This is a genomic window from Chryseobacterium sp. GP-SGM7 (assembly GCF_049166575.1).
Classification (GTDB): Bacteria; Bacteroidota; Bacteroidia; order Flavobacteriales; family Weeksellaceae; genus Chryseobacterium.
Genome location: NZ_JBMHFF010000002.1, coordinates 655,808 through 668,647, shown reverse-complemented (window position 1 = coordinate 668,647; position 12,840 = coordinate 655,808). Strand labels below are relative to the sequence as shown.

Genomic DNA, 12,840 nt, shown 5'->3' with positions numbered 1-12,840 from the left:
TTGGCTTTTAGCAACAAACTTAATTCGGGCGAAAAAAATCTAAGATTTTTTTCGCCCGAAACTATTTTATGAGATTAGAACCCATTTTCATTTTGTATTTTTGGAGAGAAATGGGAATTACATATCAAATAAGAATTGATTTAAAGAATAATACGGCAAATTTTAAACAGGTTACAAAACATTTAAATGTTCAGCCTCTTTCAAAATTTTCCGATGTATGGATTTATGAAATTAATGAATCTGAAAAAGCATTAAATTTTGTGGACTATTTCATTAAAATTTTAAATCCCCATTTTGAAACCTTAAAAACTTTAAACATTCATCGCAATCATATTTCTTTCTGGATCTTATACGAATATCAAAACCAGTGTAATTTAGAACTACCAGCTAAAACATTGAAGTTACTTGGTGATTCAGAGATAGACTTATGTATTTCTTGTTGGGAAAAATAAAATTATGAAATTAATTACATACAACGTCAACGGAATAAGAGCAGCTTTTACAAAAGATTTTTTAGGTTGGCTTAAAACTGCTGATCCGGATATCATTTGTATTCAGGAAAGTAAAGCTGGAAACGATCAGATCGATATTGAAAGTCTTGAAAAAGCGGGTTATCACAGTTATTGGCATTCAGCGGTAAGAAAAGGCTACAGCGGAGTCGGAATTGCATCAAAAATAAAGCCTAATCATATTGAATATGGTTGCGGAATTGAAAGTTACGATAACGAAGGAAGAGTGATGCGAGCGGATTTTGATGGATTTTCAGTGATTTCAGTTTACGTTCCGTCTGCCTCAAATATCGAAAGACTGGAATTTAAAATGCAGTTTTGCCATGATTTTTCAAAATATATAAAAAATTTAAAAAAAGAAATCCCGAATCTGATTATTTCGGGAGATTTTAATATCTGTCATCAGGCGATTGACATCCACAATCCGGTTGGTTTAAAAAATACTTCAGGCTTTTTACCAATGGAAAGAGAATGGATGACCAATTTTATTGAAGAGTGCGAACTGATTGACAGTTTCAGGTTTTTTAATGATCAACCAGACAATTACACTTGGTGGAGCTACAGACAAAATTCCCGAGCCAATAATAAAGGATGGAGACTGGATTATAATTTTGCTTCATATTCTTTAAAGGATAAACTTTCGAGAGCTGTTATTTTAAAAGAAGCAGTACATTCTGATCATTGTCCTGCTTTAGTTGAACTTCATCTTTAAAAGTAAAATATTTAATCATTCTATAAATATACCGGCTGTTTAAAATAAAATCACTGCAAATAAATTGTCTTTTAAAAATTAAACTTAGCCTACAAGAAAAGCATTCTTAAAAAAACTGCAAAACATTTTCATCAAAAATCCCTAACTTTGCCGACTACTAAAAATTTTATGGAAAGTATTCAAGTTCACGACAAAAAATTTGTTCCCTATTTAAAAGATGCCGAGATTCAGGAAATTGTAAAAGCGACAGCTTTGAAAATCTATGAAGACTATAAAGATGAAGTACCTGTTTTCATCGGTGTTTTAAACGGTGTTATCATGTTTTTTTCTGACCTTCTTAAACATTATCCTGGAGAATGTGAGATTGCTTTCATCCAAATGAGCTCTTATGCAGGAACTGAATCTACAGGAATCGTATACCAGAAAATGGAACTGACGAAAGACGTGAAAGACCGTCACATCATTCTTGTTGAGGACATTGTAGACACAGGAAATACTGTTGAAAGTCTATTTAAATATTTTAACGAAACTCAACGTCCGAAATCTGTAAAAATTGCTTCATTCTTACTGAAACCTGATGTTTACAAGAAAGATTTTAAGCTGGATTATATCGGAAAGGAAATTCCAAACAAATTTGTTTTAGGCTACGGATTGGATTATGATGAATTAGGAAGAAACCTACCGAATCTATATCAATTAGAAGACGGACAAATCAACCATTAAACTGCTATCAGCTTCTAGCTTTTGGCTATTAGCTTTTAAAAATTATATCTCAATAAAAAGTAATTATTAATTTAAAAATGCTAAAGCAAGAAGCCTATCGCCAATTGCCAACAGCTAAACTACATTATGATAAACATTGTTCTGTTCGGTCCTCCGGGAAGTGGAAAAGGTACTCAAGCTCAAAATTTAATCGAGAAATTTAATTTAAAACAAATTTCAACAGGTGATCTTTTCAGATTTAACATGAAAAATGATACTGAACTTGGAAAATTGGCTAAATCTTACATCGATAAAGGAGAATTGGTTCCGGATCAGGTAACAACAGATATGCTGATTGACGAAATCAGAAAACCAAGCGATGCTGCAGGATTTATTTTCGACGGATATCCAAGAACGGCAGTTCAGACAGAAGCTTTGGAAAAAATAGTCAAAGAAGAACTGAATGATACTATCGACGTTTGTCTTTCTTTGGTTGTAGAAGATTCTCTTTTGGTTGAAAGATTACTGAAAAGAGGAGAAATCAGCGGAAGATCAGATGACAGCAATGTGGAAATCATAGAAAACAGAATCAAAGAATACTACGCAAAAACAGCAGAAGTAGCCGAACTTTACAAACAACAGGGTAAATATGTAGAGATCAACGGCGTAGGAGAAATCAACGAGATTTCTGAAAAACTTTTTGCTGAAGTAGAAAAAGTAAAATAAAAACAGTTGATAGTTGATGGTTGATAGTTGTCAGCAATCAACTGACAACCATTAACTGACAACAAAAAATTATGTCAAATTTTGTAGATTACGTAAAGATTCATTGTAAAAGCGGTCACGGAGGTGCAGGTTCTGCCCATCTTCGCCGCGAAAAATATATTCCTAAAGGTGGTCCTGATGGTGGAGACGGAGGTCGGGGCGGTCATGTGATCATGAGAGGAAATGCACATGAATGGACTTTACTTCCGCTTCGTTATACCCGTCACGTAAAAGCTGAACGTGGAGAAAACGGAGCAAAAAACCAATTAACAGGAGCTTTCGGTGAGGATGTTTATATAGATGTTCCCATTGGAACAATTGCCAAGAATGAAGAAGGCGAAATTGTAGGAGAAATCTTAGAAGACGGCCAGGAAATCATCTTGATGGAAGGAGGTAAAGGTGGAAGAGGAAATGAATTTTTTAAAACATCTACCAACCAAACTCCAAGATTTGCACAACCGGGAATGGAAGGTCAGGAAGGTTATATTGTTTTTGAGCTTAAAATTCTGGCAGATGTAGGTCTTGTCGGTTTCCCAAATGCCGGAAAATCTACTTTATTAGCTTCTGTTTCTGCGGCAAAACCAAAAATTGCGAACTACGCATTTACCACATTAACTCCCAACTTAGGAATTGTTGATTACAGAAATTATAAATCTTTTGTAATGGCAGATATTCCGGGAATTATCGAAGGAGCTGCAGAAGGTAAAGGTCTTGGTCACAGATTCTTAAGACATATCGAAAGAAATTCAATTTTACTATTTCTAATTCCGGCAGATTCTGAAAGTCATTTTCAGGAGTTTAAAATTCTGGAAAACGAGCTGAAAGAATACAATCCTGAATTATTAGATAAAGATTTTATCATTTCGATTTCTAAATCTGATCTTTTGGACGAGGAATTGAGAAAAGAAATTTCAGCCGAATTTCCTGAAAACAGAAAACCTTTATTTTTCTCGGGGGTTACCGGAGAAGGTTTGGTTGAGCTGAAAGATGCCATTTGGAAAAGACTTCATGGATAGAAATTAATTTTCTATGAATTATAAATTAAAGAGAAACTTTTTGGGTTTCTCTTTTTTATTTTTAGTTTTGGAATGTTTATTGAAACAAACTTTTCAAAATTTAAAATAAATGAAATATTTATTAAGCCTGTTTGCCATTGTAGTTTTATTCTCATGCCAATCACAGAAAATGCAGTCGAAATACTCCACAATAGAATATGAAGCAGGAGCCTGTTTTGGTTCTTGCCCGATTTTTAAAATGACCATCAATCCTGACCGAACTGCCGTTTTGGAAGCAGAGCATTTTAATTTTTCTCAAGGATTTTCTAAAGGTGAATTTGATAAGCCAAGAGAAGGAACTTTTAAAACAAACATAAAAGATGAAGATTACAAAAAATTGATAACTCTTCTTGACGGTTTAAATGTAAAAAGTTTAAATGAAAAATACGGAACACGAGATATTACAGATTTGCCAACTTCTTACCTAAGAATCAAATTCTCAGATGGCACAGACAAAAATATAGAAGATTACGGAAAACGAGGAACTGAAAAACTAATCGCAGTTTACCAATTTTTTGAAGATTTGAAACATAATCAAAAGTGGGAAAAAGTTCAGTAATTATTGTTAAAATAATTTAGCCTATCTTTGCAGCATATTTCGCGGCATTCTCAGCCAGATAGTAAATGATTTTACTTAAAAACTCTGTTAAAAAAACTTTAACAGATTTGCTAAAAATGATGAAGTATACTGCTTCGACCGCATTATTTTAATACACAACAAAAATTTTGTTATTTACAGACTTAAAACTGATTAAGCCCATTTTAGATGCGCTTCAGACTCAAGGTTACGAAAAACCTACACCCATTCAGGAACAGGCGATTCCATCAATATTAGAACAAAGAGATGTTCTGGGAACAGCACAAACAGGAACAGGAAAAACAGCCGCTTTTGCCATCCCGATTCTACAAAACCTTACCGAAAGAAAAGGCCCGAAAAACAATCATATAAAAGCACTGATTCTTACGCCAACAAGAGAATTAGCCATTCAAATTGAAGAAAGCTTCAATGCGTACGGAAAAAATTTGCCTCTAAAACATTTGGTAATTTTTGGAGGTGTAAAACAGGGAAGTCAGGTTTCAGCTTTAAGAAAAGGCGTTGACATTTTGGTAGCAACTCCGGGAAGATTGCTTGATTTTATTGCTCAGGGAATTATTTCTCTCAAAAATCTTGAAATCTTCGTTTTGGATGAAGCCGACAGAATGCTTGATATGGGTTTTGTGCACGATGTAAAAAGAATTATTAAACTTTTACCTCAACGAAGACAAACACTTTTCTTCTCTGCAACAATGCCGACGGAAATTCAAAAATTGGCAGATTCTATTTTGAATACACCGATTAAAGTTTCTGTAACGCCAATTTCGTCAACGGCAGAAACGATTAAGCAATCAATTTATTTTGTAGATAAAGACAAAAAGCTTGATCTTCTGACTCATATTTTACAAAATAACATTTCAGAATCTGTTTTGGTTTTCTCAAGAACGAAACACGGAGCCGATAAAATTGCAAAAAAATTGCTGGCTGCAAAAATTACAACGGAAGCTATTCACGGTAATAAATCTCAAAATGCAAGACAGAATGCTTTAAATAATTTTAAATCAGGAAAAACGCGTGTTTTGGTAGCAACCGACATTGCAGCAAGAGGTATTGATATTGATGAACTGAAATATGTCATTAATTTTGAACTTTCAGATGTTGCGGAAACTTATGTTCACAGAATAGGAAGAACGGGTCGTGCAGGATCTGAGGGAAGTTCACTTTCATTCGTTGATGGTCTGGATTTACTTAACCTGAGAGATACTGAAAAATTAATAGGTATGAAAATTCCTGTCGTGAAAGATCATCCTTACCATACTGATAATCTGGTTGTGGAAAAAAGAGATTCAAACAACAAACCGTTTATTCCGAGACCAAAACCAGGAAATCCTGCTCAACAGAGAAAAGATGTGGGTTTCAAGAAGCCAAACAATAAAAGTAATTTCTCAAGAAAGAAATAAAATATAAGCCTTCCGGATTTGGAAGGCTTTTTTAATAATGTTAAAATTTTGTTTTGTATATACTAGTTGGTCTGCCAGGTTTTTGCCGGGTTTTCATATTCTTTGATTTAAAAAAAACCATCATCAACAGGAAACTTTGCCGGACTTCCCAAAAAGAAAATAGAAGAAAGTAAAAGGAAGTAATGAAAATACTTTTTAATGAATTCCATATCATTTAATGTATAAACATTTTTTTCGCATTCTCACTCGTAATCCTGTCGATCTCCACAAAATCTTTTTTATAAATATCAACCAGTTTCCCGGCAACCAAATCAAGATATGAGCTTTCATTTCTTTTTCCTCTGAACGGAACGGGAGCAAGATAAGGCGAATCGGTTTCCAAAACAATTTTATCAAGCGGAATTTCATGTAAAAACTGATCGATTTTACCATTTTTAAACGTCACTACTCCACCGATTCCCAAAATAAAGTTTAAATCTATAACGTGTTTTGCCTGTTCTAAATTCCCTGAGAAGCAATGGAAAATTCCACGAAGTTTTGGATGTTTTTTTCTTTCTAAAACCTCAAAAGTTTCATCAAAACTTTCCCGGGTATGAATGACAATCGGTAAATCTTTTTCAATGGCCCAGTCAATCTGCTGCTCGAAAGCTTTCACTTGAATATCTAGAGTCGTCTTATCCCAGTACAGATCAATCCCTATTTCTCCGATCGCCGGAAAATGTCTTTGATCAAGGTATTTCTTTACAATTTCCAGTTCTCGTTCCCAAGATTCAGGTTTTACATAACAAGGATGCAATCCTATCATCGAAAAAATTTGGTCTGGATATTCCCTTTCCAACTGCAGCATTTTTTCATGGGATTCAGAATCAATTGCAGGAAGGTAAAACCTTGTAATACCTTTGTTTAAAGCTCTTTGAATCGCTTCTTTTCTGTCTTCATCAAATTCATCTGCGTATAAATGGGTATGAGTATCAATCATAATTTTAAAATTTCAAGAGATCTTCATAAGGATTTTCTAAGTTCAAAAGCATTCCGAAAGCCGCCTCGGTTTTAATTCCCTGTTTCTTAAGATCTATTATTTTTTGTTTAAATTTTTCTCCTTTTTCCTGTAATATTTTGTATTCGGCAATCATATGGAGATAAGCATTCTGTTGTATAGTCGGTTTATTTTGTGCAAAAATTTCAATGGGAAATTCTTCTAACATAAAATTTATAGTAACAGATTTTTCACCATTAATTATTGGATATTCAACTTTTACATCTGCTCCTAATGGAATCATTTTACTAAATGCGATATCATCTAAAAAATCTTCCTCAAATTTAAAATCCAGTTCACAGATTATATCCAAATCGCACCCTTCAATATCAATCTCAATAGGAATAGTTCCTGCAAGAATTGATGAATAAGATTCTAAAACATGAAAAATTCTATATTTTGCAATAACTTCATAAGCTCTTTTTTGTCTCTCATTTCCTACTTTCAGATAATCAAGTTTTGTAAAATCAGTCATTTGAAAATATTTTATGCTTTACTTTCTGTCGCTGAGCTTCAATTCTTTGACTTAATTTTTCTTTAAATTCTATAAATTTCGGATCTTTTTCATCATCAGTTCGATGTTCTAAAGCTTTATTAATTTTAAAATTTTCTTTAATAAAATCTTTCGTGTCATCAGAAAAATAAGCTTCACCAAATTTCTCAAAAATATAATTGACTGCCTGAGAATTCGGATGAATCAAATCATCTTTATAAAATCTGTAATCCCGCAAATCATCCATTAAAATCTCATAAATCGGAAGATAATGGCAGTATTTAAACTGAGAAATCACTTCATGCACCGAAGAAATCAGTTTAGATTTGCTTAATTGATTTTCAATCATTCCATCTTTGGTGTGGCGAACCGGCGAAACAGTGAAAAGAATCTGCAAATCGTCTTTACAAATATCTTTTAGATTAATAATCGTATTGTAAATAGAATCTGTCAATTCCTGATTCGTCAACAGTCTTTTTTCAAAGAACGTTTGTGGAATTTTGTGGCAATTGGCAACAAGTTTTTTCTTAGGTTCAAATTCATAAATAAATGAAGTTCCGTAGGTAATAATTATCCAGTTTGCATCCTGTAAAAAACCGTTTCCTTCTTCTAATTTTGAATTGATTTTATCTAAAGTCTGATGAATATATCTCGTGTCAAAACTTGAATGATGATCCAGAGAAATGAACTCATCGTGATAGGTAATCAGCTCATCTTCATGATAAAATTCCGAATCGTGGAGTCTTTTAACTGAATTATTAATAGAGAACGGATTAAAAATCGTTCCAAAAGGATTATTTACCGTCTGAAGCTGACCTTTCTGAAATAAATCTGACATTTCCGAAGCAAAACAAGAACCGATTGAAAATATTTTATCTCCAATCTCTATTTTTTTCTGCGACGGTCTGATGTCAACTTCAGTACGAAATTTCATTAAATCAATTTGAAAATTTGAGAATGTGCCAATTTAAAATCTAAAAACCCGTCTTATTCGTTTTCAAATTTTCAAATTGCCGAATTGTCAAATTAAGACTCTCTTCTCAATAAATAGTTTGCCAGTTCAGAAAAAGGTTTTTTTCTCTCTTCGGGAACATCAATTTTAGATAAATAGCTTTGTCCGATCTCGTTGTGAGATTCAATCAGACGCAATGCTTTTTCGTCAACTTTTGTTCGTCTGAAGATTTTTTCAACGCCATAAACTTTATCAATATTGTCCGTCTTTTTAGAATACCAATAATCTAATTCTTTACGCTCTTCATCCGTTCCGTGTTCTCTTGCCAAAAGATAAAGAACGGTTTTTTTGTTTTCATAAATATCTCCTGCATGTTTTTTACCAAACTGAGCCTGATCACCGAAAACATCCAGATAATCATCCATAATCTGGAAAGCAATACCAATATGTTTTCCGAAATTGAAAATTGCTTTTGCATCCTTAAACTGAGCCTTAGCAATCATAGCTCCGATTTCAAATGAAGATGCACTTAAAACTCCTGTTTTGTAAGTAATCATTCTGATATAATCATCAAAAGTCACATTCTCCTGAGTTTCAAAATTGATGTCATATTGCTGACCTTCACATAAAAGCAAACCAGTATGTGTGAAAATTCTGATACAAGCTTTAAAGATTTCAGGCTCTAAATCTTCGAAAAACTTATATGCTTTCAACATTAGACCATCTCCCGAAAGAATTCCTGTATTGAGACCATGAATGGTATGAATTGTTGGTTTGTTTCTTCTCAAAGGCGCTTCATCCATAATATCATCATGAATCAGCGTGAAATTATGGAAAAATTCTATTGCCAAAGCAGGCTTAATTGCTTCTTTCAAATCGCCACCAAATAAATCACAAGCCATTAAAACCATTATCGGGCGGAGACGTTTTCCACCGTGTGAAATGATGTAGTTCATCGGTTGATACAGTTCCGTAGGTTTATCTTTAAAAGTATATTTGGTAATGGCATCAGCAACAATCTGTTGGTAGGTGTCTAAAAATTCCATAAAATCTAATAGTTTGAACAAAAATACGATTTTCTGAGGGGTTTTAAAACAAAAAACTTTGTCCGTTTCGACAAAATTTTATCAGTTTCAAGCACAATATTTTTCTTAATAATTTTAATTTAAAAAAAAGCTAACTAAGCAATTTTAAAATGCAGGCGTGCTTTTCAAAAATGGTTACTTAGCTTTTTAAAAATGCAAGCCTGCATTTTCTAAAAGCTCTCGAGGACTTGTCTAAATCGACGGGAGCTTTTGGTATAATCGTCGAAGGGATTTTAGGAAATGCTTTAGACGAATTAAAAGAATCCGCCTCACTTGGTGGTTGTGAGACGGATTCTTTAAACTTAAAATTGATATGAATAGAAGCAACATATTCTATTTCAAACTTGACAGATTTATTTTCTATAAATATTAATCTTTTGAATTCTTCGTTCGATTATTTTTTCAGAAAATATTTTTTTGTAAATATTAAAAAGTTATATAGAAGCGGATATTCTTTTTTAGTAAGACCATAAATACCAATTGATTTTTTTACATTTATAATTGACAAATTAAAAGTATATGCTGTGCCGTCTATTGTTACAGTAAATTCATTCTTTAGCTTTATCTTAAGATTGTTTTCTGATGTGGAATTTATTTTATTAAGTAATCTTTGATATTTACGTTTTTGTGCATTTGTAAGAAAGATTGAATCTTTATGATAATAAGTATATTTTTCTTCTATTTTTTTTAGTCTTTCAAAATCTGCATGGAGTTTTTTGTCTTTTGGGTTTATAATCTTTATAGTATCGAAATCTTTTTTTATAGAAATTACTTCACCATCATAATTATACAACTTAGAGACACTATCTCTTTTTAACCTAAAAGCGATATATTCATTATTATTTCGAATGTATTTGTAAATATTTTTTTCTCCAGATACAGAAGTTTTTCCAATTATAGAAACATCATTGTATATATCAACTTTTTGCGAAAACAAAAAAATTGAAAAAAAACAGAATAAAAAACAATACTGATAGTGAAATTTAATTTTCAAAATAATAGTTTTATTGTTTTGTTAAAATAATATTCTGTGGTAATGATATACTCCAGTCAAAAGCAGGTTGTCCCTGAATTGTTACTTTTGTTCCAGGCTTGTTTTTTAAACTTAACAGTTTTATATGGGTAGAATCTATATATTCAATTTCAAACTCAACAGATTTATTTTTTGATTTATGTTGCATATATCCGTGTAATATATTTGGAAAACCATTTTTTGATTTAGCAACAATGCTTTTTTTCTTATCATTAAAATTTGTATTAGAAAACATACTAAAATCTTCAATAATAGATCCATTATTTATGAATTTATGAAACCCTATAACCCAATCCGCATGCACATTATCGGGGAAGGGTACCAAAACATTCTCTTTATGCATAATTAATGTGAAACTGCTATTTCCATTTTCCCATTTCCATGTCCCCATGAATTTATCTGCATTAGGATCTAAAATATTATCTCCTGGTTGAGGCAAAGTATTTTGAGCATTGATATTGATCATAAATAATGCGAAAATTAAGAATATTATATTTTTCATTTTATTGTTTTTAATTACAGTTAGTTGGTACAACATTGTTATTTTGATCTAATTGTAGAGATTGCCAGTTTTGCATATCCGAAGAACCTTTCAAAACCTTTAACCCGCTCCCGCTGGTTTCGATATAGTTTAAAAAACTTCTTTCATTTTCTGCTGCGGAATTGGATGGAGTTATTTTAAAGAAATCATTATACATTAATGAATAATTATCTAATGCATCTTGGTAAAAACTATTACCTGTAAATAAACCATTAGCAAATGTTTGGAACTTCGTTGAATCATCTATTACCATCATGTACTGTGTTCCCGAAGCTGTTACTACACCTATTACAAATGTATCTAAATTTTTGATAGCGTTATTTTTGAGAAATATTGCGATAGAAAACATATCATCAGGAGAAAATATCGATAATAATCCGGTGTAATGACTGTGGATATATCCATCTATTTTATCTCCGACTCCTAGAGTGAAAGTAATTCCTGCCTTGCCATCTTCTCCCTGTACAGGATAATCATAAACAGTTCCTCCGGCTTCAGCTAAAACATACCCATGCTCTTTCGTATCATTAGTTTTACCTTTCAGTGTATTCATGTAAGATTTCGTATCTGATGATTTACCTATTTTAGTAAGCTTCTCACAAGGTGTTTCCTCCTCTTCTTGTGGTGCTTCACCTCCTCCTCCTCCAGGATAAGGATAGCCACCATCATCACCGGTATCACCTTCACAAATTCCAAATTCATTGACAACGCCTACACATTCGTCTTTTATTGATTTACATTTCACCACAGATACACTTTCCCAATGCCCCGATCCGGTCTCTGGTGTAGGGAATTGTTCATTATCAGGAAACCACATCGATATCCATTGTCTGGTACACGCCATCCCGTCTGTCTGAGCCATAGAACCATCGGGTGTTCCTGCTTTTTTCGTTTTAGCAAAAACCAATCCTTGAAAGAAATTAAGATCGCCCTCTTCATTGGTGTAGTAAAAATAGATGTTTTTTCCGTGTCTCGGTACTTTCAGTACAGAAACTACTTTTTCGTTGTTTACTACAGGTATTGCTACATAGCTTTCATCAAAGCTGTCTACTGTAGTTGCAAAGTTCCAGTAAGGGATGCCGTTTACTTTTTTAATCTCTGCTTCATTTTCGGCATAGACTTTCATTACATTTTTAATGTACTTTTCGTCTTGCTTCCAGAGGCTTTTGTTGACATATTCCGTAGAAGCAGAATCTGATGATGAAATGATTTCATCATGAATACAGGAGTAAAGTGACAGTGTCACCATAAGAATCAGGCAAAGCCTGAGAAATAGATTTTTCTTCATTTTCATTTGTTTTTTAAAGAGTTAAATATATTATTTATTTCTGAATAACAAAAATGTAAAATAAATTATGTCCCAACAATTCCAAAAAGAATAAAACGCTATTCCATCCGGAATACAATATCATTCGAAAAAACAGTATCTTTACGTTTAAAATTCAGCACTAATGAATAACAGTATCGGCTTTAAAATAAAGAAACTCAGAGAACAGAAAAATATTTCACAGGAAGATATGGCTTTCCAGCTGGATATTTCCCAAAGCTATCTCAGCAAATTAGAAAATGGTGTTGTAGAGAAAATAGATTTCCTCTTTATGCAGAAAGTTGCTGAATTATTTAAAGTAGAGCCACAATATTTTTTAGATGATCAAGTTGTTCAAAATATTGCGGACAATCACAACTCAGCAGTTGGTAATATGCATAACAGTACAATAACGATACATAATACAGTTTCTGAAAATTTATTAGAAAATTTCGTTCAAAATCAGAATCAATTATCAAAGCAACAGGAACAAATAAGTCAACTTATGGAAATGCAGAATAAGCTGATCGAAAGACTATTGAATTCATCGAAATAATAACCTATTTAAAAGATACGCATCTTTCATAAAAACGTGCGGACGTTTTAACAAAAAGATACAGACGTTTTTAGTAAAACGTCAGTATCTTTTTTATGTA

The 12,840-nt window shown here is 32.6% G+C and carries 15 protein-coding genes; 8 read left to right on the top strand and 7 right to left on the bottom strand.

Annotation, left to right across the window (positions count from 1 at the left end; genetic code table 11):
• Positions 1-68 precede the first annotated feature (68 nt).
• From ACOOWA_RS11795 to ACOOWA_RS11765, 7 genes are all read left to right on the top strand, one after another.
• Positions 69-452: a hypothetical protein gene (locus ACOOWA_RS11795; RefSeq protein ID WP_421375444.1), complete on the top strand. Its 384-nt coding sequence runs from the start codon at positions 69-71 to the stop codon at positions 450-452.
• A 4-nt stretch (positions 453-456) separates the two neighbouring features.
• A complete protein-coding gene (locus ACOOWA_RS11790) occupies positions 457-1,221 on the top strand; it encodes an exodeoxyribonuclease III (protein WP_421375442.1) in 765 nt (254 codons plus the stop codon).
• Between the two features lie 168 nt (positions 1,222-1,389).
• Positions 1,390-1,944 (top strand): hypoxanthine phosphoribosyltransferase, encoded by a 555-nt coding sequence (gene hpt, locus ACOOWA_RS11785; protein ID WP_421375441.1) that lies wholly within the window; start codon positions 1,390-1,392, stop codon positions 1,942-1,944.
• A gap of 126 nt (positions 1,945-2,070) precedes the next feature.
• Complete coding sequence (locus tag ACOOWA_RS11780; protein ID WP_421375439.1) at positions 2,071-2,649, top strand: adenylate kinase; 579 nt, start codon at positions 2,071-2,073, stop codon at positions 2,647-2,649.
• Positions 2,650-2,720: 71 nt separating this feature from the next.
• The gene (obgE, locus tag ACOOWA_RS11775; protein WP_421375438.1) at positions 2,721-3,704 is read left to right on the top strand and encodes a GTPase ObgE; all 984 of its coding nucleotides are present in this window, start codon (positions 2,721-2,723) and stop codon (positions 3,702-3,704) included.
• A 109-nt stretch (positions 3,705-3,813) separates the two neighbouring features.
• Complete coding sequence (locus tag ACOOWA_RS11770) at positions 3,814-4,302, top strand: DUF6438 domain-containing protein (protein WP_421375437.1); 489 nt, start codon at positions 3,814-3,816, stop codon at positions 4,300-4,302.
• A gap of 167 nt (positions 4,303-4,469) precedes the next feature.
• Complete coding sequence (locus ACOOWA_RS11765; RefSeq protein ID WP_421375435.1) at positions 4,470-5,738, top strand: DEAD/DEAH box helicase; 1,269 nt, start codon at positions 4,470-4,472, stop codon at positions 5,736-5,738.
• 214 nt (positions 5,739-5,952) lie between these two features.
• On the opposite strand, the gene ACOOWA_RS11760 is transcribed toward ACOOWA_RS11765, so the two are convergent.
• The 7 genes from ACOOWA_RS11760 to ACOOWA_RS11730 form a co-directional block, all read right to left on the bottom strand.
• A complete protein-coding gene (locus ACOOWA_RS11760) occupies positions 5,953-6,717 on the bottom strand; it encodes a TatD family hydrolase (protein ID WP_421375433.1) in 765 nt (254 codons plus the stop codon).
• A 4-nt stretch (positions 6,718-6,721) separates the two neighbouring features.
• A complete protein-coding gene (locus ACOOWA_RS11755) occupies positions 6,722-7,249 on the bottom strand; it encodes a DUF4269 domain-containing protein (RefSeq protein WP_421375431.1) in 528 nt (175 codons plus the stop codon).
• Complete coding sequence (locus ACOOWA_RS11750; RefSeq protein WP_421375429.1) at positions 7,242-8,201, bottom strand: GSCFA domain-containing protein; 960 nt, start codon at positions 8,199-8,201, stop codon at positions 7,242-7,244. The genes ACOOWA_RS11755 and ACOOWA_RS11750 overlap by 8 nt, the downstream gene beginning before the upstream one ends.
• Positions 8,202-8,293: 92 nt before the next feature.
• Entirely contained in the window at positions 8,294-9,265 is a 972-nt protein-coding gene (locus tag ACOOWA_RS11745) for a polyprenyl synthetase family protein (RefSeq protein ID WP_421375427.1), read from the bottom strand.
• 433 nt (positions 9,266-9,698) lie between these two features.
• Entirely contained in the window at positions 9,699-10,298 is a 600-nt protein-coding gene (locus ACOOWA_RS11740; RefSeq protein WP_421375425.1) for a hypothetical protein, read from the bottom strand.
• A gap of 10 nt (positions 10,299-10,308) precedes the next feature.
• Positions 10,309-10,839 (bottom strand): DUF6705 family protein, encoded by a 531-nt coding sequence (locus ACOOWA_RS11735; protein WP_421375423.1) that lies wholly within the window; start codon positions 10,837-10,839, stop codon positions 10,309-10,311.
• 10 nt (positions 10,840-10,849) lie between these two features.
• Positions 10,850-12,166, bottom strand: coding sequence for a hypothetical protein (locus ACOOWA_RS11730; protein ID WP_421375422.1), 1,317 nt, complete (start codon positions 12,164-12,166; stop codon positions 10,850-10,852).
• 163 nt (positions 12,167-12,329) lie between these two features.
• Between ACOOWA_RS11730 and ACOOWA_RS11725 the strand changes: the two genes are divergently transcribed.
• A complete protein-coding gene (locus ACOOWA_RS11725; protein WP_421375421.1) occupies positions 12,330-12,740 on the top strand; it encodes a helix-turn-helix domain-containing protein in 411 nt (136 codons plus the stop codon).
• Positions 12,741-12,840: the final 100 nt, after the last annotated feature.

Excerpts from the sequence above, each read along its gene's own strand:
- ACOOWA_RS11745 (WP_421375427.1), bottom strand. The coding sequence starts at position 9,265 with ATGGAATTTTTAGACACCTACCAACAGATTGTTGCTGATGCCATTACC.
- ACOOWA_RS11770 (WP_421375437.1), top strand. The coding sequence starts at position 3,814 with ATGAAATATTTATTAAGCCTGTTTGCCATTGTAGTTTTATTCTCATGC.
- ACOOWA_RS11780 (WP_421375439.1), top strand. The coding sequence starts at position 2,071 with ATGATAAACATTGTTCTGTTCGGTCCTCCGGGAAGTGGAAAAGGTACT.
- ACOOWA_RS11795 (WP_421375444.1), top strand. The coding sequence starts at position 69 with ATGAGATTAGAACCCATTTTCATTTTGTATTTTTGGAGAGAAATGGGA.
- ACOOWA_RS11755 (WP_421375431.1), bottom strand. The coding sequence starts at position 7,249 with ATGACTGATTTTACAAAACTTGATTATCTGAAAGTAGGAAATGAGAGA.
- obgE (WP_421375438.1), top strand. The coding sequence starts at position 2,721 with ATGTCAAATTTTGTAGATTACGTAAAGATTCATTGTAAAAGCGGTCAC.
- ACOOWA_RS11760 (WP_421375433.1), bottom strand. The coding sequence starts at position 6,717 with ATGATTGATACTCATACCCATTTATACGCAGATGAATTTGATGAAGAC.
- ACOOWA_RS11730 (WP_421375422.1), bottom strand. The coding sequence starts at position 12,166 with ATGAAGAAAAATCTATTTCTCAGGCTTTGCCTGATTCTTATGGTGACA.
- ACOOWA_RS11735 (WP_421375423.1), bottom strand. The coding sequence starts at position 10,839 with ATGAAAAATATAATATTCTTAATTTTCGCATTATTTATGATCAATATC.
- ACOOWA_RS11725 (WP_421375421.1), top strand. The coding sequence starts at position 12,330 with ATGAATAACAGTATCGGCTTTAAAATAAAGAAACTCAGAGAACAGAAA.
- ACOOWA_RS11750 (WP_421375429.1), bottom strand. The coding sequence starts at position 8,201 with ATGAAATTTCGTACTGAAGTTGACATCAGACCGTCGCAGAAAAAAATA.
- ACOOWA_RS11790 (WP_421375442.1), top strand. The coding sequence starts at position 457 with ATGAAATTAATTACATACAACGTCAACGGAATAAGAGCAGCTTTTACA.
- hpt (WP_421375441.1), top strand. The coding sequence starts at position 1,390 with ATGGAAAGTATTCAAGTTCACGACAAAAAATTTGTTCCCTATTTAAAA.